At 61.5% G+C, this 22,065-nt stretch carries 19 protein-coding genes and 1 pseudogene; 12 read left to right on the top strand and 8 right to left on the bottom strand.

Features of this window, described 5'->3' with window-relative positions; all coding sequences use genetic code 11:
• The first annotated feature begins 35 nt into the window (after nt 1–35).
• Nucleotides 36–1,286: a cyclopropane fatty acid synthase gene (locus BLW80_RS12860; RefSeq protein ID WP_093758287.1), complete on the top strand. Its 1,251-nt coding sequence runs from the start codon at nt 36–38 to the stop codon at nt 1,284–1,286.
• A gap of 6 nt (nt 1,287–1,292) precedes the next feature.
• Here BLW80_RS12860 and BLW80_RS12855 read toward each other — a convergent pair whose 3' ends face one another.
• Entirely contained in the window at nt 1,293–1,523 is a 231-nt protein-coding gene (locus tag BLW80_RS12855; RefSeq protein ID WP_093758286.1) for a hypothetical protein, read from the bottom strand.
• 357 nt (nt 1,524–1,880) lie between these two features.
• On the opposite strand from BLW80_RS12855, the gene BLW80_RS12850 reads away from it, so the two are divergent.
• Both BLW80_RS12850 and alr read left to right on the top strand, forming a co-directional pair.
• Nucleotides 1,881–3,380: a replicative DNA helicase gene (locus tag BLW80_RS12850; RefSeq protein WP_068731048.1), complete on the top strand. Its 1,500-nt coding sequence runs from the start codon at nt 1,881–1,883 to the stop codon at nt 3,378–3,380.
• Between the two features lie 140 nt (nt 3,381–3,520).
• Nucleotides 3,521–4,633 (top strand): alanine racemase, encoded by a 1,113-nt coding sequence (gene alr, locus BLW80_RS12845; protein WP_244528306.1) that lies wholly within the window; start codon nt 3,521–3,523, stop codon nt 4,631–4,633.
• A gap of 34 nt (nt 4,634–4,667) precedes the next feature.
• Here alr and BLW80_RS12840 read toward each other — a convergent pair whose 3' ends face one another.
• Together BLW80_RS12840 and BLW80_RS12835 are read right to left on the bottom strand one after the other, a co-directional pair.
• Nucleotides 4,668–6,293 (bottom strand): hypothetical protein, encoded by a 1,626-nt coding sequence (locus tag BLW80_RS12840; RefSeq protein WP_244528205.1) that lies wholly within the window; start codon nt 6,291–6,293, stop codon nt 4,668–4,670.
• Nucleotides 6,290–6,754 (bottom strand): tautomerase family protein, encoded by a 465-nt coding sequence (locus BLW80_RS12835; RefSeq protein ID WP_093758284.1) that lies wholly within the window; start codon nt 6,752–6,754, stop codon nt 6,290–6,292. The genes BLW80_RS12840 and BLW80_RS12835 overlap by 4 nt, the downstream gene beginning before the upstream one ends.
• A 77-nt stretch (nt 6,755–6,831) precedes the next feature.
• Here BLW80_RS12835 and BLW80_RS12830 point away from each other — a divergent pair, with 77 nt between their 5' ends.
• Nucleotides 6,832–7,560, top strand: a complete 729-nt coding sequence (locus BLW80_RS12830) for a sulfite exporter TauE/SafE family protein (protein WP_093758283.1) — start codon at nt 6,832–6,834, stop codon at nt 7,558–7,560.
• Between the two features lie 326 nt (nt 7,561–7,886).
• Nucleotides 7,887–11,363 carry a bifunctional diguanylate cyclase/phosphodiesterase gene (locus BLW80_RS12825; RefSeq protein ID WP_093758282.1) on the top strand — a complete coding sequence of 1,159 codons (3,477 nt, stop codon included), beginning with the start codon at nt 7,887–7,889 and terminating at the stop codon, nt 11,361–11,363.
• Between the two features lie 94 nt (nt 11,364–11,457).
• Here the strand turns inward: BLW80_RS12825 and map are convergent, their stop codons facing one another.
• The 4 genes from map to BLW80_RS12805 all read right to left on the bottom strand — a co-directional run bounded on the left by map (nt 11,458) and on the right by BLW80_RS12805 (nt 13,511).
• The gene (map, locus tag BLW80_RS12820) at nt 11,458–12,237 is read right to left on the bottom strand and encodes a type I methionyl aminopeptidase (RefSeq protein ID WP_093758281.1); all 780 of its coding nucleotides are present in this window, start codon (nt 12,235–12,237) and stop codon (nt 11,458–11,460) included.
• Nucleotides 12,234–12,446, bottom strand: coding sequence for a ParD-like family protein (locus BLW80_RS12815; RefSeq protein WP_093758280.1), 213 nt, complete (start codon nt 12,444–12,446; stop codon nt 12,234–12,236). The genes map and BLW80_RS12815 overlap by 4 nt, the downstream gene beginning before the upstream one ends.
• A 159-nt stretch (nt 12,447–12,605) precedes the next feature.
• A complete protein-coding gene (locus tag BLW80_RS12810; RefSeq protein ID WP_093759051.1) occupies nt 12,606–12,968 on the bottom strand; it encodes a hypothetical protein in 363 nt (120 codons plus the stop codon).
• 276 nt (nt 12,969–13,244) lie between these two features.
• A complete protein-coding gene (locus tag BLW80_RS12805) occupies nt 13,245–13,511 on the bottom strand; it encodes a hypothetical protein (protein ID WP_139285819.1) in 267 nt (88 codons plus the stop codon).
• A 473-nt stretch (nt 13,512–13,984) separates the two neighbouring features.
• Between BLW80_RS12805 and radA the strand changes: the two genes are divergently transcribed.
• The 5 genes from radA to BLW80_RS12775 all read left to right on the top strand — a co-directional run bounded on the left by radA (nt 13,985) and on the right by BLW80_RS12775 (nt 20,087).
• Nucleotides 13,985–15,445 carry a DNA repair protein RadA gene (radA, locus tag BLW80_RS12795; protein WP_093758277.1) on the top strand — a complete coding sequence of 487 codons (1,461 nt, stop codon included), beginning with the start codon at nt 13,985–13,987 and terminating at the stop codon, nt 15,443–15,445.
• Between the two features lie 238 nt (nt 15,446–15,683).
• Nucleotides 15,684–16,316 carry a CvpA family protein gene (locus BLW80_RS12790; protein ID WP_093758276.1) on the top strand — a complete coding sequence of 211 codons (633 nt, stop codon included), beginning with the start codon at nt 15,684–15,686 and terminating at the stop codon, nt 16,314–16,316.
• Between the two features lie 35 nt (nt 16,317–16,351).
• On the top strand, nt 16,352–17,845 hold the full coding sequence (purF, locus tag BLW80_RS12785; RefSeq protein ID WP_081421779.1) for an amidophosphoribosyltransferase: 1,494 nt from the start codon (nt 16,352–16,354) through the stop codon (nt 17,843–17,845).
• Nucleotides 17,846–18,008: 163 nt separating this feature from the next.
• Nucleotides 18,009–18,749: an SDR family NAD(P)-dependent oxidoreductase gene (locus BLW80_RS12780; RefSeq protein WP_093759050.1), complete on the top strand. Its 741-nt coding sequence runs from the start codon at nt 18,009–18,011 to the stop codon at nt 18,747–18,749.
• A gap of 207 nt (nt 18,750–18,956) precedes the next feature.
• Complete coding sequence (locus BLW80_RS12775; protein WP_093758275.1) at nt 18,957–20,087, top strand: NHL repeat-containing protein; 1,131 nt, start codon at nt 18,957–18,959, stop codon at nt 20,085–20,087.
• 17 nt (nt 20,088–20,104) lie between these two features.
• Here BLW80_RS12775 and BLW80_RS30610 read toward each other — a convergent pair.
• Nucleotides 20,105–20,191: pseudogene (locus BLW80_RS30610) on the bottom strand (IS5/IS1182 family transposase); the annotation flags it as partial.
• 137 nt (nt 20,192–20,328) lie between these two features.
• On the opposite strand from BLW80_RS30610, the gene BLW80_RS12770 reads away from it, so the two are divergent.
• Complete coding sequence (locus BLW80_RS12770) at nt 20,329–21,141, top strand: class I SAM-dependent methyltransferase (RefSeq protein WP_093758274.1); 813 nt, start codon at nt 20,329–20,331, stop codon at nt 21,139–21,141.
• Nucleotides 21,142–21,481: 340 nt separating this feature from the next.
• Complete coding sequence (locus tag BLW80_RS12765) at nt 21,482–22,012, top strand: RNA polymerase sigma factor (protein ID WP_093758273.1); 531 nt, start codon at nt 21,482–21,484, stop codon at nt 22,010–22,012.
• Nucleotides 22,013–22,065: the final 53 nt, after the last annotated feature.

The following is a 22,065-nucleotide window of genomic DNA, read 5'->3' as shown; positions in this document are numbered from 1 at the left end:
AGTTTGCGCGTGATCGGATCATTGGGGTGATTTCGATGGACCGTCTGTTGCGATTCTTCCTGAGTCAGTACATTCGCCGAGGGGCAATAACCTTCACTACGGCCTCCGGCCAACAATTCACCTTCGGCGATGGCTCCGGGCCTCCCGTCTCTGCCCGCTTCGTCACCAAAGCCGCCCAACGCCGACTACTTCTCGATCCCGAACTGGCACTCGGCGAGATATTCATGGACGGGCTCCTCGTTATGGAGCGTGGCACTATTGCCGACCTGCTCGCCATCGCCCTGAACCAGCCCGACATGGCGCCCCGCTGGGCCAAGCTGCAATGGTGGCTCCGCTACGTCCTGCGCCACGCCCAGCAGTTCAATCCCCGCAAGCGCTCCCGCAACAACGTTGCCCATCACTACGATCTGGACGGCCGGCTCTACTCATTGTTTCTGGATGCCGACAAGCAATATAGCTGCGCCTATTTCGAAGGACCGGACGCGACCCTGGACGACGCCCAGCTCGCCAAGAAGCGCCACCTCGCGGCCAAGATGCTCATCGAAAAAGGCCAACGCGTACTCGACATCGGCTCCGGCTGGGGCGGGCTTGGGCTCTATCTGGCAGAGATGACCGGTGCCAATGTCACCGGCGTTACGCTGTCCACCGAACAGCTGCAGGTCGCCAATGCCCGGGCCGGCGAGAAAAACCTCAAAGACCGCGCAAAATTCCTGCTCGAGGACTATCGCGACATCCCCGGTCCATTCCACCGCATCGTCTCCGTCGGCATGTTCGAACATGTCGGCGTCGACCATTACGACACCTACTTCAAGCGATGCGCTGAACTCCTGACAGAGGACGGCGTCATGGTGCTGCACTCCATCGGCCGCCCTGAAGGACCCGGTATCACCAATCCATGGGTCGCCAAGTACATTTTCCCCGGCGGCTACATCCCCGCTTTGTCGGAAGTTCTCCCGGCCATCGAACGGGCCGGGTTACTGGTCTCGGACATCGAAATCCTGCGGCTGCATTATGCCGAGACGCTCAAGGCATGGCGCGAGCGCTTCATGGCACGACGCGAGGAAGCCGTGCGGCTCTATGACGAGCGCTTTGCGCGAATGTGGGAGTTCTATCTGGCGGCGTCCGAAATGTCGTTTCGGATGCAGAACGTGATGAACTTCCAGATCCAGCTCACCAAACGTCAGGACGTGGTGCCGTTCACGCGGGATTATATCGGGCGGGAGGAAGATCGGCTTCGAGCCAGGGAACGGACCCATCAACCGCGTCTGCAAATTGCCGGCGAATAGGCTGGTTTAGTGCTGGAATAGGAGCGTCGCCTGCCGGCGGCGCAAGACAGGCCGTGGCCGCAAAATGGCGGGGCGCTGGAGGCGCGCTTTGGCGGCGGAGAGCGCTTTCGTATCGCATGGGACATTTTCAAGCTGCGCGGTGCGCTCGAACGTGTCGATCAGCGTGGACAACCACGCAGAACCGTCGGTTCCGGCAGCCTGAGTTCCGGCATCGGGATGCTGGTGACGCTGGCTCATGGATCTATCCTTCGCCTCTTATTCGTTTTGAAGCCAACGCCCGGCTCCCCGTGGGGTTCCGGCACCGCCGTGCCTGCCAGCGGCTGGCTCTCTTATAAGTGCGAGAGATCGCCATCCGGTTCAGGCGCGGGGCGCAATTTTTCCGGGTTCCTTAAGCAATGATTCAGACCCCTCCCCTTGCTGCGGCGAAAGCGTCAAGCGCAATGCGCGCGACCGGCCGGAATTCCCCCGCCTTGATGTGTGAATCGTGCATAAGGCCGCTTCGTCCTTCCACTCGGAGACCGTCAGGCGCTTAGTCGCCGACGCCCGCGTGACCACGCCGTTCATCCGCCCAATTCGGAAGACCCAATAGAGACCATGGCCGCATTCGATTCGAACGTTCTCAAGCTCACCCCCGAGGCGGGCACCCCGGCCTATCGGTCGGCGCCGCACAACATCGAGGCGGAACAGGGCGTGCTGGGCGCGATCCTGGTCAATAACGACGCCTTCTACCGGGTCTCGGACTTCCTCAAGGCCGAGCATTTCTTCGAGCCGATCCACCAGACGATCTTCGAAACGGCCGCTGCCATCGTGCGCGCCGGCAAGATCGCCACACCCGTGACGCTGAAGACCTTCCTGCCGACCGACACGGATCTCGGCGGCATGACCGTGGGCCAATATCTCGCCCGCCTCGCCGCCGAAGCCACCACCATCATCAATGCGCAGGATTACGGCCGCACGATCTACGAACTGGCAATCCGCCGCCAGCTGATCAATGTCGGCGAGGACATGGTCAACGTCGCTTATGACGCTCCGGTGGATTTCGCCCCCCGCGCCCAGATCGAGGACGCCGAGCGCCGGCTGTATGAGCTGGCCGAAGCCGGCCGCTATGACGGCGGCTTCCAGCGCTTCTCCCAGGCAATGACCACCGCGCTGGACATGGCGGCCAACGCCTATCAGCGCGACGGCAAACTGTCGGGCATCTCCAGCGGGTTGCGCGACCTCGACGCCCGCATGGGCGGCTTGCAGCGCTCCGACTTGATCGTGCTCGCCGGACGTCCCGGCATGGGCAAGACCTCGCTGGCCACCAACATCGCCTACAACATCGCCGCCGCCTATCAGTCCGAAGTGCAGCCCGACGGCAGCATGAAGACCATCAATGGCGGCGTCGTCGGCTTCTTCTCGTGCGAAATGTCGGCCGAACAGCTCGCCACGCGTATTCTCGCAGAGCAGACCGAGATTTCCTCCAGCGCGATCCGCCGCGGCGGCATCACCCAAGCCGAATTCGACAAGATCCGCGACTACACCATCAAGCTGCAGAACCTGCCGCTTTATGTCGACGAAACCGGCGGCCTGTCGATCTCGCAGCTCACCGCCCGCGCCCGCCGCCTGAAGCGGCAAAAGGGCCTCGACGTCATCATGGTGGACTACATCCAGCTGCTGCAGGGCTCGGGCAAGCGCTCCGACAACCGCGTGCAGGAAGTCACCGAGATCACCACCAGCCTCAAGGCACTGGCGAAGGAATTGAACTGCCCGGTAGTGGCGCTGTCGCAGCTCTCGCGTCAGGTCGAAAATCGTGAAGACAAGCATCCGCAACTCTCCGACTTGCGTGAATCCGGATCGATCGAGCAGGACGCCGATGTGGTGGTCTTCGTGTATCGCGAGGAATACTATCTGCAGGCCAAGGAGCCGCGACTCGGCACTCCCGAACACGAGAAATGGCAGCTCGAGATGGATCTTGCGCACGGCAAGGCCGAAGTCATCATCGCCAAGCAGCGTCACGGCCCCACAGGCACCGTCGACCTGCAGTTCGAAGGCCAGTTCACCCGCTTCAGCGATCTCGCCGGTGGCGCCCAGTTCCGCGCCCCGCAGGAGTGACGCGCATGCGGTTGTACCGTCTCTGACGCGCGCATATTGTGCGGCGCAGAATTCGATCGTGTGATCCCATCGCACGATCCCTGTGCCAGGACATTTCGATGAACAGCGTCTCCGCCCCGAAACCAACAACTCCCGCGGATATGGAGTTGCCCGCAGACGCCAGCGGCATCCTGACCATCGATCTCGACGCCATCGTCGCCAATTGGCGCAAGCTCGAAAAGCATGGCGTGCCCGCCGAATGCGGCGCGGCGGTGAAAGCAGACGCCTATGGCTGCGGCATCACCCCCGTGGTGGGCGCGCTGGCGAAGGCGGGCTGCAAGACCTTCTTTGTCGCGACCTTCGACGAAGCTCGCGCCGCCCGCGCGGTCGCGCCCGAAGCCGCGATCTATCTCCTGAACGGTTTCCCGCCAAATTCCGGCGATGCGCTGGCCGCCGTCAATGTGCAGCCCGTGATCGGCGATCTCAACGAACTCGCCGAATGGGACATGTTCTGCCGCCGCACCGGCTGGAAGGGCGGCGCGGCGGTGCATATCGACACCGGCATGAACCGGCTCGGCCTCGGCCTGGTTGACGTCCAGGGCCTAATCCCGCGCCTCGGCTCGGGCGATCACGGCTTCACGCTGGTGATGAGCCACCTCGCTTGTGCTGAACAACTACACAATCCGATGAACGCCCGGCAATATTCCAGTTTCCGCGAGGCGTCCTCGCTGTTCTCCGGCGTGCCTGCATCCCTCGCGAATTCGTCAGGCATCTATCTCGGCGCGGCCTATCAGTTCGATCTGATGCGTCCGGGCGCAGCGCTCTACGGCGTCAATCCGACGCCGGAAGCCGACAATCCGATGGCACCCGTGGTCGATCTCAAGGTGCGCATCCTGCAGACCCGCAGCGTCGAGCGCGGCGACAGCGTCGGCTACGGTGCCACCTGGGTGGCGCGGCGTCCGACCAGACTTGCGATCATCGCGGCCGGCTACGCCGATGGCTATTTCCGCGCGGCCGGCAGCAGCGACGGCACCCGCGGTGCCGAGGTCATCATCGCCGGCCAGCGCTGCCCAATCGCCGGCCGCATCTCCATGGATCTGCTCGCGGTGGATATCACCGACGTGCCCCAGAACGCCGCCCGCCGCGGCCATCTGGCAACGCTGATCGGCGACGGCATCACTGTCGACGAACTCGCGCATCACTACGGTACCATCGCCTATGAGGTGCTGACCAGCCTCGGCCGACGCTACCTGCGGGTCTACAAGGGCGACTAACTCCGTACTTTGTCCCCGGTCTACGAAGCAGCGCTCAAGGACGCTTCACCGCGTCCGGGCTGCGATCATATCGATCTACTGCATCAATCCTGTAGAGAATAGTGTAGTCTGTCGTGACAGCTGGTGCGAGCCCGGCGGGCGGCATCACCGGTCGCGGCGGATCGATGAGCAGCACATGATCGAAATCGGCGCGCCAGTTCTGCAGATAGCGCTCCATGACAGGCGCCTGATCGGCCTGCAGCGAGGACCACAATGCCGGAGCCATCAGCGGATTCGCCATGCTATCAAAAGGCGACTTGATATCGATCGGCTGCTGCGCGGGATCGGCAAACAGCTGCGGCCAGAAAGCGCGGCGCTCGATCAGCAGCAGCGCCGAAATGTGATCATCGAGTCGGTAGAAACCCGGCAGCGCGCGTTCCGCCTTCTCCACGCGAGTGTTGCTGCCATGCTGCTGGTGCGCCACCAGCACGCGATCACCCGGCATCACTGGTGCAATAGCCGCGCGCAAATCGGCAAGATCGTCGCTATGCGCAGCCCAGTCGGCACTGACGCTGCCGACGCGCACCGCGATCACCAGTGCCACACTGACGCTGGCTAACAAACCCGCGCGCTTCGTGAATCGGGGTTGCACGCCTGCGAATAGCGTTAGGCCCATTATCAGCGCCAGCCGCACATCGGCAAAAGTGCCACCTTTGATTGATGACGGCATCACCACATAGACGATGCCGAGCGCGGCGAGCACCAATACTACGCCCGGTGCCACCACGGCCTGGCGCCAGTTCAGTATCACGAATACGAATACCATCAGCCCACTCGCAAGCGTCAGCGCTACATGGCTTGTCATGAATGGCGTAAATATGCCCCAGATCTTGTTGATCAGCTTCCAATCGCCGGCTGCAGCGCCACCTTCTGCCAGCGGCGACATGATGTAGAGGATCAACGCCGGCAGCAGCGTGAGTGCGACGAGCACTACCGCGCCGCCGACCATCCGCAGTCTCAGTGAGTTCCATCGCCGGTGCTGCTGCAAGACCGCCAGTTCCCGGCTGCCAATCAGCAGCGCGAAGAAGACGACGCCATAGAGGTGGCAGAAAAAGATCAATGCCGCAGACAACGCGCCGGCCAGCGCGACCGTCCATGTGCCACCGCGCCGCCGCAACGCCAACCACGCCGCCGCAGCGATCAACGCCACTCCTACCGACAATAGGAAGTTCATGAAGCCGAGCAGAAATATGCCGTTATAGGCCACAATCCCTGACGCCAGAGGCCAATACGAGAAACGCCCGAAGGCGGCGCGGTGATAGACGACCACGCCGATGATTGGCGCAAACAGGCTCAGCGCCAGCAACAGCCGGCCGCCGACATGCACCGGAGTGATCCTCAGTAATCCGGCGCCGAGCACGTCCATGCCAAGGTTTGGCAAAATGCGCCAGCGCGTCATCACCATCTGCGACAACACGGAATCGTCGGGGTGCGCCAGCACGAAATACCTTGCGAGATGGTTCGGATAGTCCAGCACAGGCGGCACATCGACGAGAAGGAAAGGAAGCGCGAGCGAGATCGCAAGCGCCAGCGCCGCAAGGGCCCAAAGTCCGGTTGGCCCGCGTCCTTTAGGGGCGTGGCATGGCCTCATATGGAAGATATCGGTGGAGGCGTCGGTCATGCGAAATCTGCGGTCCGCCGATTATGGCGATACGGTCGTTTCCGGATCGTGAACGCTCCCGCCCGATTGTCCGAATATATATCGACCTTGAAACTGAGTTCGATCTCGGAGGCCGGCAAGCCGCCGCGTACGCCCCAGTTCTCCAAAGGCTGCTCGTTCAGCACGATCTTGATCTCGAGTTCCGGAACGCCGAGCGCCGCAAGATTCTGCACGAGCGTCTTGTAGAGGCTGCGCTTGGTTTCGATGGAGCGGCCGGCGAACATCGTTATCTCGACCCGCGTGAAACGCTGCGAGCGCCCGGTCGGCACGATGCGCTGCGTGTCGCTATAGGTGTCCACCGTCACGTCGCGGTCCCAGTCGGGAATTTTGAGCGCCGCCAGCATGGCCGATTGCACGGCCTCGATGACCTCGATCTCGCGGCCCCGCGCCCAATCTCCGGTGACAATTCTTGTGACTGGCATCGCCCTCTCCCATTGGACCGGTTGCACCTACACGACTGGAGCGCTCTTGTAACGTCCCCCGCTTGGAGAGTCGCGCCGTGAACTTCATCTTCGTCTGCACGGTCGGCCTTATCGCTGGCACCATTTCCGGGATCGTCGGCACCGGCTCATCGATCATACTGATGCCGGTGCTGGTCTGGCAGTTCGGGCCGAAGGAAGCCGTGCCGATCATGGCCGTCGCCGCGGTGATGGCCAACCTGTCGCGCATCCTCGCCTGGTGGCGCGAGGTCGACTGGCGCGCCACCGCCGCCTATTCGCTCACCGGCATTCCAGCTGCAGCCCTGGGCGCACGCACGCTGCTGGTGCTGCCGTCGCATGTGGTCGATCTCACCATCGGACTGTTCTTCATTGCGATGGTGCCGCTGCGCCACTGGCTGGCGCGGCGCTCCTTCATCATCAGCCTGTGGCAACTCGCGCTTGGCGGCGCGATCATCGGCTATCTCACCGGCATCGTCGTTTCCAGCGGCCCACTCAGCGTGCCGCTGTTTCTGTTCTACGGCCTCGCCAAGGGCGCCTTCCTCGCCACCGAAGCCGCGAGTTCGCTCGGCCTGTATCTCAGCAAGTCTGTCACCTTCCAGCGGTTTGGCGCGCTCGATCTCGACGTGCTCGTGAAAGGCCTGATCGCCGGCGCCTCGCTGATGGCCGGCGCGTTCATCGCCAAGCGCTACGTACTGAAACTGAGCGTCGAGACGTTCCGCCTGGTCATGGACGGGATCATGCTTCTGGCTGGCGCAAGCATGGTGCTGTCAGGCATGGCGCTGATCTAGGGAGTGGACTCACAAATCGCGGTAAGTATGTCCGCTACCCCGCTAATTGCAGACTCAACCGGACAGCAGGCCGCTGGAAACTGGCGCTGTTTAAAGTTGTATCTATTACTTACAAGTACGTACGACTGATGTTCATAGATGGCGATCAACTAGCAACAGGTATTAGTATCTCGCGAATCCGCATTTCCAACGTGCGCAGTGCAACATAATCCTTTGCCTCGCCGCGTACAGTAAAGCCAATATTTCCAACCTATTATTAAGGTTCGTCATCCACGCTGAAATCCGGAATTTCATTTGTTTCATTTGTAACGACTACTGGACGCTTCATGCGCGCGTTCTATGGAAGACTGGCCCGGCTGCCAGGATTTTCATTGGTGGTGCTCGGCGTCTTCTTTGCGACGTCGATCATCGTTGTGTTTTTGGTGGATCTGCAGGCGCGCCATCATGCGGCGCTCTCTGAGGCAAAAAAGGCAGCACTGAACATCGCCGAGATTCTCGCCGAACACACGGCGCTGACCTTTGAGGGGATCGATCGAACACTGCTCGAAGCCGAGAGAATTCGCGAAGATAACCTTTCGGGAAAGTATGCAACGCCCGAAGCCGCAAATACCGCCTTGCGTCTTCTCAAGAAGGCCTCATCGATCGTCGTTGCCGTCGGCTGGACAGATGCAGCCGGTAACCTTCTGGCGCATTCCTACGATCGCACGCCGCCGCGAAGCAATATCTCCGACATGTTGCACTTCACCGCTCAACGCGATCAGGCCGATGGCCGGCTGTTTATTGCGCCCCCCTATCCCTCGGCTGTCACCGACAAATGGTTGACGGCGGCGTCGCGCCGGTTAAGCAACGCCGACGGCAGCTTCGCAGGGGTCGTAACTGCGCCGCTCGACCCGACACATTTCACGCAGGTCTATCGCGCGATCGATGTCGGCAAGGGCGGATCCGTGCTGTTGCTGCATCGCGCGGGCACGGGGCGGGTTCTTGCGCGAGAGCCCGCGAGAAAAGGAGCTATCGGAAAATCTTTCGCGGATAGCCCGCTCGTCTCCGAATATCTGCCAAAATCGGAAGCGGGCACCTACGAGACCATAGGCGTTATCGACGGCATCGCGCGCCTCGCGGGGTACAAGGCTGTGCCCGGACTGCCGCTGGTCTTGGTCATCACATACGCCCGCAGTGAGGTGCTGGGACCATGGCGCCAGCACCTTTACATGGTGGGCCCGCTCGTCGCTATGATCGTTGCCGTCATCTTGTTCGGCACGTTTAGGATTTTGCGCCAAACGAATAGTCTTGCCGTGAAAACTAGGATTCTGGAACGAACGAACATGCAGTTCGATGCTGCCTTGAGCAACATGTCGCTAGGGCTCTGCCTGTTTGACGCGAACAAGAATCTGGTGGTTTCGAATGGCCGCTTCCGCGAGATGTACGGTTTCCCGGAAGAACTCGTCAGGCCCGGAACACCTTTGTCTCTCATGCTGCAGGCCCTCAAAGATCGCGGAAAGCACGATTTGTCCATCGAGGGGGATGTTCAGGAGATTCCGACGAAGCAAAGACAGATTTTTATGACTGCCGACGGTCGCGTGATTTTAATTCAACGCAGGTCGATTGCGGATGGCGGATGGGTCGCAACCCATGAAGACATCACCGAGCAGAAACGCGCACAGCGCTTGTTGACTGATAAAGCTGCTGAACTCGAGCGGATCAACATGCGCTTCGACGCCGCGATGAACAACATGTCGCAGGGTCTTTCGCTGTTTGATGGGGAGCAGAGGATCATTCTTTCAAATGCGCGCTATGCGGAAATCTATCACCTCAGCGAGGAACAGGTGAAGCCAGGGACTACGCTGCGGCAAATCATTGAATATCGCCGGGCGAAGAGAACAAATTGCGAAATGGCTGCGGATGTCCTTGTCGACGCCAAACTGAAACTGGAGAAAGAGGTCCAGGAGCTTGTCGACGGGCGCCTCATTTCGATGACGCGCCATCTGATGCCGACCGAAGGGTGGCTGGCGACTCATGAAGATGTCACGGCGCAAAAACACAGGGAGCAGTTGCTGGCCACGAAAGCCGTGGAGCTGGAGCAGACCAACGAACGCTTCGACATTGCGCTGAGCAACATGTCGCAGGGTCTCTGCATGTTCGACGGAGCGAAACGGCTCGTTGTCTGGAATGATCGTTATGCGGAACTATACCAGTTGCCTGCGGCTTTGTTGAAAGTCGGGACGCCTCATGAGGCTATCATCGCCGATCGCGTCTCCCGTGGCATTCTCAAGGGCGGGACGAGCGAACCAGCCATCAGGAAAAAGATAGCTGAATTGGGCCAGCATTCGACAGATTCAAGCTCGGCCAGGGTCGATGAACTTGCGGACGGGCGATTGATACTCGTCACCCGACAGCCGATGAAGGACGGCGGTTGGGTTGCAACGCATGAAGATATCACTGAACGGCGGCGCGCAGAGGCCGAGATCGTTCACCTGGCGCGTCACGATGCGCTCACGGGACTTGCCAACCGAACACTGTTTACCGAGAAACTTGAGGAGGCGAGCCAGCGTCTTAGCCGCCATGACGATGGCTTTGCCGTGGTCATGCTCGACCTCGATAGATTCAAGACCGTCAACGACACGCTGGGACATCCCGCTGGGGATCGTTTGCTCGTTGAGTTCGCTCAACGGCTGAAATCATCGACTCGCGAAACCGATGTGCTGGCCCGCCTTGGGGGTGACGAGTTTGCGATCATCCAGGACGGCGGACCCAATCCGCAGGAGGGTGCAATCGTGCTTGCCCTCAGGATCATCGATGCCATTGCTCAGCCATTTGATCTCAACGGCCACCAGGCCAGCATCGGGATCAGCATTGGAATTGCCCTCGCTCCGGAACAGGGCGTCGATCCCGAGGACCTGTTGAGAAAAGCAGATCTCGCGCTCTACGACGCCAAGACGGGGGGGCGAAACGATTTCCGCCTGTTCCAGTCCGAAATGATTGAGGCTGCCCACTCGCAGAAGATATTGGCAAACGAACTGCGGGACGCGATCGCGCGAAATGAATTCGAAGTGCACTATCAGCCGGTGGTTGACGCCAAGACACGGCAGATTCGCGGCGCCGAGGCGCTGGTCCGCTGGCGGCATCCGTCGAAAGGGCTCATCGCTCCCGATCAATTTATTCCGCTCGCGGAAGCGACGGGGCTGATCCTTCCTCTTGGCGAGTGGATCCTGCACCAGGCTTGCACGGATGCAGCGTCGTGGCCGGCTCACCTCAAGATCATGGTCAACATCTCAGCGGTTCAAGTCAGCAAGGGAAAGCTGCTCGACGTCATGCTGGATACTCTGATGGAGACGGGTCTTTCGCCTGAACGGCTGGAGTTGGAAATCACGGAGACCGCTCTTCTTGAGAACGCGACGGCGCATCTGGGGACGATACGGCAGCTGAAGAATCTCGGCATCTCCATAGCGCTCGATGATTTTGGCACTGGTTATTCAACGGCGAGTTATTTGACCAATTTCCCGTTCGACAGGATCAAGATCGACAAATCCTTCGCACAAGGCGCTCCCAATCGCCGCGATTGCGCAGCGGTAGTGTCCTCGGTGCTTGCGCTGGCCCATGGTCTTGGCATCGCAACGACGGCGGAGGGTGTCGAGACCGAAGAGCAATTTGAATATCTGCAGGCTGCAGGCGTGGACCTCGTCCAGGGCTTTCTGTTCGGTCGGCCCGTCCCGCTCTCCGAATTCGACCTCGATGCCGCAGTTTCATTTGGAAATGGTGCTGCTGACGGCGAGTTGTGCGGAGAGGTCATCACCGCAGGGAGATGACCGCCCCGTTTCAAACGGCGATCAGGTGAGCCGCGCCGCCGCTGCAACGAAGCGCGATATCGGCCACGGCTCCGGAAGCGCCATTCGGATTTGGCTACGCGCTTAGGAGTCCATGCCCTGGTTCGTCGGGACGCAGCGTCAGCACCGATACGCCGGACGCTGTCACGGCAACGGTGTGCTCGAACTGGGCGGACAGCGACCCGTCTCTCGTCACAACAGTCCAACCGTCACCCATGGTTCTCACACTCCGCCGGCCGCGATTGAGCATCGGCTCGATCGTGAAAACCATCCCCTCACGCAGGGCGAGGCCCGTCCCCGGCTTTCCGAAGTGCCGAACCTGCGGTTCCTCATGCATCTCCCGGCCGATGCCGTGACCGCAATATTCACGCACCACGGAATAGCCATTGCGCCTGGCATGTCGTTCGATCGCCCAGCCGATGTCTCCGAGCCGTGCGCCCGGGCGAACCGCCCGGATGCCCATCCACATGGCCTCATAGGTGGTCTGGACCAGTCTCCTGGCGGCCGGATTCACTTCGCCAACGAGATAGGTCTTGCTGGAATCTGCGATGTAGCCGTTCTTCTCGAGCGTGATATCGAAATTGACGATGTCGCCGTCGCGAAGCACGTGCGATTGAGATGGGACGCCGTGGCAGACCACATCGTTCACCGACGCATTCAACACGAAACCATAGCCATATTGGCCCTTGCTTGCGGGCCGGGCCTGGAGATCGTCGACGATGAACCGCTCGACCATTTCATTGACCTGAAGCGTCGAGAGGCCGGCGAGCGAGCGGCGATCCAACAGCCCGAAGACGGACGCCAGCAGCCGCCCGGCTTCGGCCAGCAAGGCCAGTTCCTCAGGTCGCTTCGTCATGCTGCTCTGACAGCCAGCGGCTGAGCCGAAACGCCTGCAGAGCTGAGTTCACGCGCCATGATCTCGTTGAAACTGAGCGTCGGATTGGTCTCGCACAGCATGCCGATCTTGATCCAATAGGCAGCCTGCGCATTGATCGAACGCAACGATACTGTGCACGCTTTGCGCACCTGATCGTGCAGATCGTCATCGATATTCACGATACCCATGGGAATCCTCATATATGATTCGTATATGAATCATATATTCCACGCATGCGAGAAAGCCAAGAGCGGCTTGTCCTGACTGCCTGCACCGCCCTCCCCAAACGCAAATCGGCCGCCCTGAGGCGGCCGATCGCAGTCCTGAAAATCTGAGCTACCCGCGGCTTAGTAGCCGTATCCGTAGCTTGAGCCGAAGCTGAAGCCGCGATTGCAGGTCGAGCAGCCCTGCTGCACCGGTGCGTAATAGACCTGCGCCGGAGCGACCATCTGCACACGCTGCTGCGTGGCGTATTGCGCCGGAATGCGCTCGTAATCGACGCGCGCAGGCGCAACCATCACGGTCTTCGGCACCATCACCGTCTCGTACTGCGCTGGCGTGCGGCGCGCGACGGTGCGACCGGGAGCGACCATCACCGTCTCTTCGACCGTACGATACTGCGGCGGCACCACCTGCTGCTGATAGCAAGTCTGGCACGGCGGCGGTGGCGCGTAGCAATTATAGCAGCCAGCCGAGGCAACACCGGGCATCGCCATTCCGGCGACAGTGGCGAACAGCGCAGCAGCAATCAATTTTGTCATGATGAGACCCCGTGGCGAGCTTGTTTGAAATGGGTTCGTATCGCTTTGATGCGCGACACTCAGCCAAGCACCACCACCGGTCAACGCGGTCCTGATATTTACCTTGATGAACGTGCTTAAGATTTGATGACGGCAACATATGAGGATGCCAAGGCAGACACAGCTGCACTGCGCCTGGATTCACCGCAGAGCCCGACGTGAGATCAATCGGCCTCAGCAGCCAACCTAATAACCGTCGCGGGGCAGCCCGAAGAGTTGCTCGAACACACTCGGTTGGCGAACCACCCATTGGCCCGGTTCGCCCGTTCTCAGATCCCGCACATAACGCGGCGGCGCTTCCACATAGTAAAGCGGCGGCGGCGCGCGAATGCCGGTATCCATCGTGATGGGATAGCGCGCGGTGCCGGCGCGATAGCGCGCATCACGGTAGTCAGAGGCAAGTACCGGCGTCGCCAGCGTCGCTGCACCCAGCACGATTATCAAAATACGCACGGCACACCTCACGCTGACGTCACTGCGGTGAGGCTATCGGGCGGAGGTTAATGAAGGATTCGTCGCATGGCAGTTCCACGCGAGCTCCTGCGCGGAACAAATTGGACTCGCGAAGCGCTGGACTGCGGCTCAGCTGGTTGGTCGAGCAGCCTCGATTGCTCACCACTGCTTGCATCTGGATTCTGCTCGCGGCGCGTCTACCGAGCGTAAGCAATCGCCAAGTTGAACAGGACCACTGCAGAGGCTGCACCTCCGGCATCGCCGCGGCAAAGGCGATCCAGGCCGACATTGCCGACCAGTTCTCGCGCGTCGGAATTTTGGCAACCGAATAGATCTTGCCCATGTGCCGGTTGATGCGTCCCACCCGGCGAGGCTGGCAAACCCTTCGAGAAGAAACTTGCAAATGCCCCAGTCAACCGCGTAGACCAAGAGAACAAACCAAAAACACCTACAGCCCCGATTCCCTCACCCCTATGGCCAAGAACCTCCTCTCCTTCGTCTGCCAGAATTGCGGTGCCGCCTATAACAAGTGGCAGGGCAAGTGCGACGCCTGCGGCGAGTGGAATTCGCTGGCCGAGGAGGACACCACCGGCGTCACCACGATTCCGGTCAGCGCGCGCTCCAAGCGCAAGGGGCGCACCTTCAATCTCGAAAGCCTGACCGGCCAGAGCAACGATGCGCCGCGCATTGCCTCGGGGATGGGCGAGCTCGACCGCGTCACGGGCGGCGGTTTCGTACGCGGCTCGGTGCTCTTGATCGGCGGCGATCCCGGCATCGGTAAATCGACCTTGCTGACGCAGGCCACCAGCCTGATGGCGCGGGCCGGCCATCGCGTGGTTTACATCTCCGGCGAAGAAGCCGTGGCACAGGTGCGGCTGCGCGCGTCGCGGTTGGGCCTTGCAGACGCCTCGGTGCAGCTCGCGTCCGAGACCTCGGTCGAAGATATCATCGCCACGCTGTCCGAAGGCACGGTGCCGCGGCTGATCGTGATCGACTCGATCCAGACCATGTGGACCGACACCGTGGAATCCGCGCCGGGCACAGTGACTCAGGTCCGCGCCTCGGCGCAGGCGCTCATTCGCTTCGCCAAGAAATCCGGGGCCACCATCATCCTGGTCGGCCATGTCACCAAGGACGGCCAGATCGCCGGGCCCCGTGTGGTCGAGCATATGGTCGATGCCGTGATGTCCTTCGAGGGCGAAGGCTCGCAGCAGTTCCGCATCCTGCGCGCGGTGAAGAACCGCTTCGGCCCGACCGACGAGATCGGCGTATTCGAGATGACCGGGCTTGGCCTGCGCGAGGTCTCCAACCCGTCCGAGCTGTTCCTGTCCGATCGCGATCTCGGCTCGCCGGGCACCGCCGTCTTCGCCGGCATGGAGGGCACCCGCCCGGTGCTGGTGGAACTGCAGGCTCTGGTTGCGCCGACGACTTTGGGCACGCCGCGCCGCGCCGTGGTGGGTTGGGATTCCTCCCGGCTGTCCATGGTGCTGGCAGTGCTGGAGGCCCATTGCGGGGTCAAGCTGTCGGGCTACGACGTCTATTTCAATGTCGCCGGCGGATTGCGCATCAACGAGCCCGCCGCCGACATGGCCGCGGCCGCAGCGCTGGTGTCGTCGCTCTGCAATGCGCCGCTGCCCACCGACGCGGTCTATTTCGGCGAAATCTCGCTGTCCGGCGCGGTGCGCCCGGTGGCGCAGACCTCGGCGCGGCTTAAAGAGGCGGCAAAACTCGGCTTCGGCCGCGCAGTGCTGCCGGAATCGGCGCGCGGCGATCCCAGCGGCGATGCCGGACTGTCGCTGAATACCATCGGCGGCCTGACCTCGCTGGTCGCCGATATCGCTGCGCGCGGCGTCAAACCCACGCGCGACAACAGCAAAAGCACAGATGCCGAGAAAAATACCGTACCGGCGCGATTCAAGCGCCAGGACGGCTGACAGCGACGTGACCTGCGCTGCCGCGGCCGCTATAGAATGCGCGCGCGACAGACTGCGCAGATGTGCAACACGCTCCGTTAAGGCACTCTGCCGAAAGCGGAACAATGGTGTGATCAGGTGTGCTCTTGCGGCCGATAGCGGTTTTCCGGCCTTGCGAGACGTGCCATATCACCGTCACCTGAAGCGGCAGCCTGTGCCGATTCGCGGTTTCTGATTCACGAGCGGACCTGACCAGCCGATGCCGATCACGATTCTCGACCTTGTCCTGCTCGGCGTCATGCTGATCTCCGGCCTGCTGGCCATGGTCCGCGGCTTCATGCGCGAGATCCTGTCGATCGCGGCCTGGGGCGCGGCGGCGCTGGTCACCCTGTTTGCTTTCCAGAAGCTGCTCCCGACCGCTAAAACTTATTTCAACAACGATACCGTCGCCAGCATCGTGGTGGTGGCCGGCGTGTTCATCGGCACGCTGATCGTGGTCTCGATCATCACCGTCCGCATCTCCGACATGATCCTGGATTCGCGCATCGGCGCGCTGGACCGCACGCTGGGCTTCCTGTTCGGCCTCGCCCGCGGCCTCCTGATCGTGGTCGTCGCCTTCCTGTTCTTCTCATGGCTGGTCCCGGACAAGCAGCGTCCGGACTGGGTCACGGGTGCCAAATCGCGCGTCGTTCTGCAGGGAACCGGCGATTGGCTGATGGCACTCTTGCCGGATGACCCTGAAAACACCATCTTGAAGAGGTTCAAGAAAAACAAACCTGATGAGGATACGACCGACGCCGAGCCCGCAACGCCCGGCGCCGCGGATGGCTATTCCAAACCTGCCCGCGACAGCCTGAAAAAGCTGATCGATGGCAAACCGGCGGGACGCTAGGCGTTCTTAGTTTCTCGCGACACCTGAAAGGCGCGATGGATCCGATGCAGAGCCCTTCCGACGACGCGAGCACCACCATGCGAAATCCCGATCTAGACGGCGACATGCTCCGCGAAAAATGCGGTGTATTTGGTATCTACGGCCATCCCGATGCGGCGGCGATCACCGCGCTCGGTCTCCACGCCCTCCAGCATCGCGGCCAGGAAGCGGCCGGCATCGTCGCCTTCGACGGCAAGCGCTTCCATTCCGAACGTCGCCTCGGCCTCGTCGGCGACACCTTCTCCCGCCGCGAAGTGATCGAGCGCCTGCCCGGCACCGCCGCCGTCGGCCACACCCGCTACTCCACCACGGGCGAAACCATTCTCCGCAACGTCCAGCCGCTATTCGCCGAACTCAATGCCGGCGGTTTTGCAGTGGCCCATAACGGCAACCTCACCAACGGTCTGACCCTGCGCCGCGAGCTCGTGAAGAACGGCGCGATGATGCAGTCGACCACCGACACCGAGGTCATCCTGCACCTCGTCGCGCATTCCAAGCGCAACCGTTTCATCGACCGCTATATTGAAGCACTCCGCGCCATCGAAGGCGCCTATGCGCTGGTCTCGCTGACCAACAAGAAGCTGGTCGGCGCCCGCGATCCGCTCGGCATCCGCCCGCTGGTGCTGGGTGAACTTGACGGCTCGCCGATCCTCGCCTCGGAAACCTGCGCGCTCGACATCATCGGCGCCAAGTACATCCGCGACATCGAGCCTGGCGAAGTCATCGTGTTCGATGAGAACGGCGCGCAGAGCCACAAGCCGTTCGCGCCGCAAGCGCCGCGCCCCTGCATCTTCGAATATATCTACTTCGCGCGCCCCGACTCGATCGTCGGCGGCCGCTCGGTCTACGACACCCGCAAGGCGATGGGCGAACAGCTCGCCCGCGAGACCCATGTGGAAGCCGACGTGATCGTGCCGGTGCCGGACTCCGGCGTGCCTGCTGCGATCGGCTATTCCCGCGCTTCGGGCGTGCCGTTCGAACTCGGCATCATCCGCAATCACTATGTCGGCCGCACCTTCATCCAGCCGACCCAGAGCGTGCGCGAACTCGGCGTGCGCATGAAACATTCGGCCAACCGCGCCGCCATCGAAGGCAAGCGCATCGTGCTGATCGACGACAGTCTGGTGCGCGGCACCACCTCGAAGAAGATCGTCAAGATGATGCGCGACGCCGGCGCCCGGGAAGTCCACTTCCGCATTGCGTCGCCGCCGATCACCCATCCCGACTATTACGGCATCGACACACCGGACCGCGCCGGGCTGCTCGCCGCCACGCACACGTTGGAAGAAATGCGCGACCTGATCGGCGCGGACTCGCTGGCCTTCGTCTCGGTCGACGGCATCTACCGCGCCATGGGCGAACCCGGCCGCGATCCCGCCCATCCGAAATTCGCCGACCACTGCTTCACTGGCGACTACCCGACCCCGCTCACCGACATGAGCGAGATCGACGCTCCGCGGCAGCTCTCGCTGCTGGCTGAGGCGAGCTGATCGCAGTCTTATCGGGTGTCATCCCCGCGAAAGCGGGGATCCGTAGCCACGATCTAATTTGTTTGGCTCTGGATTAGACACAACCACCTTTCCGCATCATAACCCTCCCGTGTATGGATCCCCGCCTTCGCGGGGATGACGCCTGAGATTTATGAGCCGCGCCATGACCCTTCCCCTCGCCTCCCGTATCGCCCTCGTCACCGGCGCCTCGCGCGGCATCGGCTATGCCACTGCGCTGGCGCTGGCCAAGGCCGGCGCACACATCGTCGCCGTGGCGCGCACCCAGGGTGGCCTTGAAGAACTCGACGACGCGATCCGTGCCGAGGGCGGCAGTGCCACGCTGGTGCCGCTGAACATCACCGATCTCGACGGCCTGTCGCGCCTCGGCGCCGCTTTGCATGAGCGCCACGGCAAGCTCGACATTCTGGTCGGCAATGCCGGCGTCGCAGGCCCCTCGTCGCCGCTCGGCCATATCGAGCTGAAGGCCTGGAACGACACCATGGCCGCGAACCTCACCGCGAACTTCCAGCTCATCCGCTGCATGGAGCCGCTGCTGCAGCAGTCCGATGCCGGGCGCGCGGTGTTCCTCACATCCGGCACCGCCAGCAAGGCCTCCGCCTATCGGGGTCCCTATGCCGTCTCCAAGGCTGCGCTGGAAACATTGGTGCGCGTCTGGGCCAACGAGACCGTCACGACGCCGCTGCGTGTGAACCTGTTCAATCCCGGCCCGATCCGCACCCACATGCGCGCCATCGTGATGCCCGGCGAAGATCCGGAGACGCTCGACACTCCCGCACAGGCTGCGGAAGCCATCTTGCCACTGTGTCTGCCGTCGTGGACGGAGACCGGGAAATTCGTCGACTACAAGACCGGCAAAGTGATGGGCTTCCACCCGCCGGCGTGACGATTTCGCAGAACGACCCACACTCTGTCATGGCCGGGCAAAGCGCGAAGCGTAGCTCCGCTAGATGTCCCGGCCATCCACGTCCTACGTTGCGGCCAAGGCGTGGATGCATGACGACCGAAGGTGCACAGGATTGACTCTTCCCAATCTCAAGCCTTCACTCCCTCCCAAGCGGGACAACCCGCACCGACAATCAGGGAGGTCGTCATGGCGTCGCCAACTCGCGCGCGGTCACTGCGTGCACTTGCAACAGCAGCCCTCGCTTTCTCCGCGCTGTCCCTCGCACCTCCCTCCTCCCGCGCCGCCGATATCCCCCGCTTCGAGGTCGACGCGTCCTGGCCGAAGCCGCTGCCGAACAACTGGATCCTCGGCCAGGTCGGCGGCATCACGACCGACAAGGACGGCCACGTCTGGGTGATCCATCGCCCGCGCTCGCTCACCGATGACGAGAAAGGCGCGGCACTCAATCCGCCGCGTTCGAAGTGCTGCGTCTCAGCGCCGCCGGTGCTGGAGTTCGATGCCGCCGGCAATCTGTTGCGCTCATGGGGCGGTCCTGGCGAAGGCTATGAATGGGTCGGCCGCGAGCATGGCATCGAAGTCGACGAGAAAGGCTTCGTCTGGGTCGGTGGCAATCTCGACAACGACAATGCGATCCTGAAATTCACCACCGACGGCAAATTCGTGATGCAGATCGGCAAGATCGCGCCGAGCAAGGGCAGCAACGACACCACCCAGCTCGGCAAGCCCGCCGAGACCGCCATCGACAAGGATGCCAACGAGATCTATGTCGCTGACGGTTACGGCAATCGCCGCGTCATCGTGTTCGATGCGACCACCGGTGCCTACAAGCGGCACTGGGGCGCCTATGGCAACAAGCCTAATGACGACAAGCAGGCGGCCTACGATCCGAACGCGCCGGTAGCACAACAATTCGGCAATCCCGTGCATTGCGTGAAGCTCGCCAATGACGGCCTCGTCTATGTCTGCGACCGCATCAACAACCGCGTGCAGGTGTTCAAGAAGGACGGCAGCTTCGTGAAGGAGTGGTTCTACGAGAAGGCCACGCTCGGCAACGGCGCGGTGTGGGATCTCGCGGTGTGGCCCGATCCTAAGCAGAGCTGGCTGCTGACGGCGGATGGCGAGAACAACGAGATCCGCGTCATCAATCGCGACGATGGCAAGGTCGTCGGCACCTTCGGCCGAAATGGCCGCCAGGCCGGCCAGTTCCACTGGATTCACGCCATGGCTGTCGATGCCAAGGGCAACGTCTACACGGCCGAAGTCGACACCGGAAAGCGCATCCAGAAATTCAGGCTGGTCTCGGATGCGCTGAAGTAGTCATCGCGACAATCAGACCGGCTGTTTCTGGTCCTGATGATACACGCCCCATCCTGATGCACACGGACAATGGAACTGTCCATCATCTGGACAGCCGCATCGTTCGAGCTCCCGGTTGGAGAATTTGAATCACTGACGTTCGGCCAGACGCAATGGCCTTGGCTCGGCTCTCGCCCTTCGGGACGACGCCGACAATACATGCTAGTCTCGCGAGCCATCAAACGGACGACGGGTGATAGCAATGCTGGAAACGGACAAGTTATTCGCTGGCTCGATTCCGGAAAACTACGATCGCTATATGGTGCCGTTGATTTTCGAGCCCTACGCCGCAGATCTCGCACAACGCGCAGCGTCTTTCTCGCCAGGCGCCGTTCTGGAAATTGCCGCGGGCACCGGGGTTGTCACCCGCGTGTTGACGCCAAAATTATCCCCACGCGCAAGCTATATTGTCACCGACCTCAACCAGCCGATGCTCGACTACGCCGCGTCGCGACAAGCTCCGGACAATCGCATCACATGGCGACAAGCGGATGCTATGGCGCTCCCGTTTGAAAATGCGGCCTTCGATCTCGTGTGTTGTCAGTTCGGCGCGATGTTCTTTCCCGACCGCCCAGCCGCCTACCGCGAAGCAAAGCGAGCTCTGAAGCCCGGAGGGCATCTTTTATTCAATGTATGGGATCGCATCGAGGACAATGTATTTGCTGACGATGTGACGAATGCTCTAGCGAATATTTTTCCGGACGATCCGCCGCGCTTTCTGGCGCGCACGCCGCACGGCTACCACGATACGGCACTGATCCGTCGCGAGCTGGAGGACGCAGGTTTCTCCCACGTGAGGATCGAGACGAGAGCCGAACAAAGCCGTGCATCTTCGCCGCGCCTTCCGGCCGTTGCCTATTGTCAGGGAACTGTTCTTCGCACCGAAATCGAAGCCAGAGACGCCGGAAAACTGGAAACTGCAACCAACTACGCAGCATCTGAAATTGCGCGCAGACATGGTAGCGGCGAGGTTGCTGCTAAAATTCAGGCGCACGTGATTGTGGCTGTGGCCTGAGTATACACCCTGGATGTCATTACCGGACTCAAACGTCACGATCCGTGTCGGCACTTCGCGTGGCCCGGCTTCCGTGAATTTCGAACCGTTCTATATCATGTCCTCATCAATGGCTTGAGCTGGACGGTGGTACCGTCTATCTCTGCCGGAAGATCAGGAGCATCCTGACCGCAGGAACCGGTGATGAGCGAGATTTCCGATAGCGACATTGGCGCCGTCGGTGACATGGTCGATGATCTCGTCATACAGACAACATATCGTCTGTATCGATCAGCTATTGCCCCGTTCTCAATGATCGCCGCAACGCATCGAAGCCCGTCTTGTTCGAACGCGTGAGATCATGACCCTCTGGAAGAGCACGATCGCGAGGCTCTTTACGTCACATCGCGCTCATCTCGAAACGCTGGTACGTCGCCGGGTCCGTGATCGTGAAGTGGCTTCGGAGATCGTCCAGGACGTCTTCGCCCGGGTACTGGCCGCCGGCACCAATGGCTCAGACGAAGACAACAAGCGCGTTCTCTACGCTGCAGCCCGGAACGCCGCGATCGATCATAACCTGACGGCATCGCGGCGGCATCATATGCTCGCCGATGTATTGCCTGAACAGCTCAGTCCCGGGCAGCCATCGGAAGACGCAGCATTGCAGGCGCGCGAGGCCGTTGCCGCGCTGGATCGCGCGCTCGCGCAGCTTCCCGCCCGAACCCGCGAGATCTTCATTCGCCGACGTGTCAATGGCGAATCCAATGCCGAGATCGGACAGCGGTTCGGCATTTCCGTAAGTGCCGTCGAAAAACATCTGCTACGCGCCATGCAGCACTGCCGCGCCGCCGTGGACGATCATCTCAACCTCGCCAGCAAAGATTTCCGCTAAAATGGATGTGGGTTCTTTCTCGTCGCTCGTTGTAAAGGTAGGAGTAGCTGGAA

The organism is Tardiphaga sp. OK245, assembly GCF_900108575.1.
Taxonomy (GTDB): domain Bacteria; phylum Pseudomonadota; class Alphaproteobacteria; order Rhizobiales; family Xanthobacteraceae; genus Tardiphaga; species Tardiphaga robiniae.
This window is presented reverse-complemented; position numbering and strand designations above follow the sequence as displayed.

Excerpts from the sequence above, each read along its gene's own strand:
- BLW80_RS12860 (WP_093758287.1), top strand. The coding sequence starts at position 36 with ATGGACCGTCTGTTGCGATTCTTCCTGAGTCAGTACATTCGCCGAGGG.
- BLW80_RS12855 (WP_093758286.1), bottom strand. The coding sequence starts at position 1,523 with ATGAGCCAGCGTCACCAGCATCCCGATGCCGGAACTCAGGCTGCCGGA.
- BLW80_RS12850 (WP_068731048.1), top strand. The coding sequence starts at position 1,881 with ATGGCCGCATTCGATTCGAACGTTCTCAAGCTCACCCCCGAGGCGGGC.
- alr (WP_244528306.1), top strand. The coding sequence starts at position 3,521 with ATGGAGTTGCCCGCAGACGCCAGCGGCATCCTGACCATCGATCTCGAC.
- BLW80_RS12840 (WP_244528205.1), bottom strand. The coding sequence starts at position 6,293 with ATGACCGACGCCTCCACCGATATCTTCCATATGAGGCCATGCCACGCC.
- BLW80_RS12835 (WP_093758284.1), bottom strand. The coding sequence starts at position 6,754 with ATGCCAGTCACAAGAATTGTCACCGGAGATTGGGCGCGGGGCCGCGAG.
- BLW80_RS12825 (WP_093758282.1), top strand. The coding sequence starts at position 7,887 with ATGCGCGCGTTCTATGGAAGACTGGCCCGGCTGCCAGGATTTTCATTG.
- map (WP_093758281.1), bottom strand. The coding sequence starts at position 12,237 with ATGACGAAGCGACCTGAGGAACTGGCCTTGCTGGCCGAAGCCGGGCGG.
- BLW80_RS12815 (WP_093758280.1), bottom strand. The coding sequence starts at position 12,446 with ATGGGTATCGTGAATATCGATGACGATCTGCACGATCAGGTGCGCAAA.
- BLW80_RS12810 (WP_093759051.1), bottom strand. The coding sequence starts at position 12,968 with ATGCCCGGTGTTGCCTCGGCTGGCTGCTATAATTGCTACGCGCCACCG.
- radA (WP_093758277.1), top strand. The coding sequence starts at position 13,985 with ATGGCCAAGAACCTCCTCTCCTTCGTCTGCCAGAATTGCGGTGCCGCC.
- BLW80_RS12790 (WP_093758276.1), top strand. The coding sequence starts at position 15,684 with ATGCCGATCACGATTCTCGACCTTGTCCTGCTCGGCGTCATGCTGATC.
- purF (WP_081421779.1), top strand. The coding sequence starts at position 16,352 with ATGGATCCGATGCAGAGCCCTTCCGACGACGCGAGCACCACCATGCGA.
- BLW80_RS12780 (WP_093759050.1), top strand. The coding sequence starts at position 18,009 with ATGACCCTTCCCCTCGCCTCCCGTATCGCCCTCGTCACCGGCGCCTCG.
- BLW80_RS12775 (WP_093758275.1), top strand. The coding sequence starts at position 18,957 with ATGGCGTCGCCAACTCGCGCGCGGTCACTGCGTGCACTTGCAACAGCA.
- BLW80_RS12770 (WP_093758274.1), top strand. The coding sequence starts at position 20,329 with ATGCTGGAAACGGACAAGTTATTCGCTGGCTCGATTCCGGAAAACTAC.
- BLW80_RS12765 (WP_093758273.1), top strand. The coding sequence starts at position 21,482 with ATGACCCTCTGGAAGAGCACGATCGCGAGGCTCTTTACGTCACATCGC.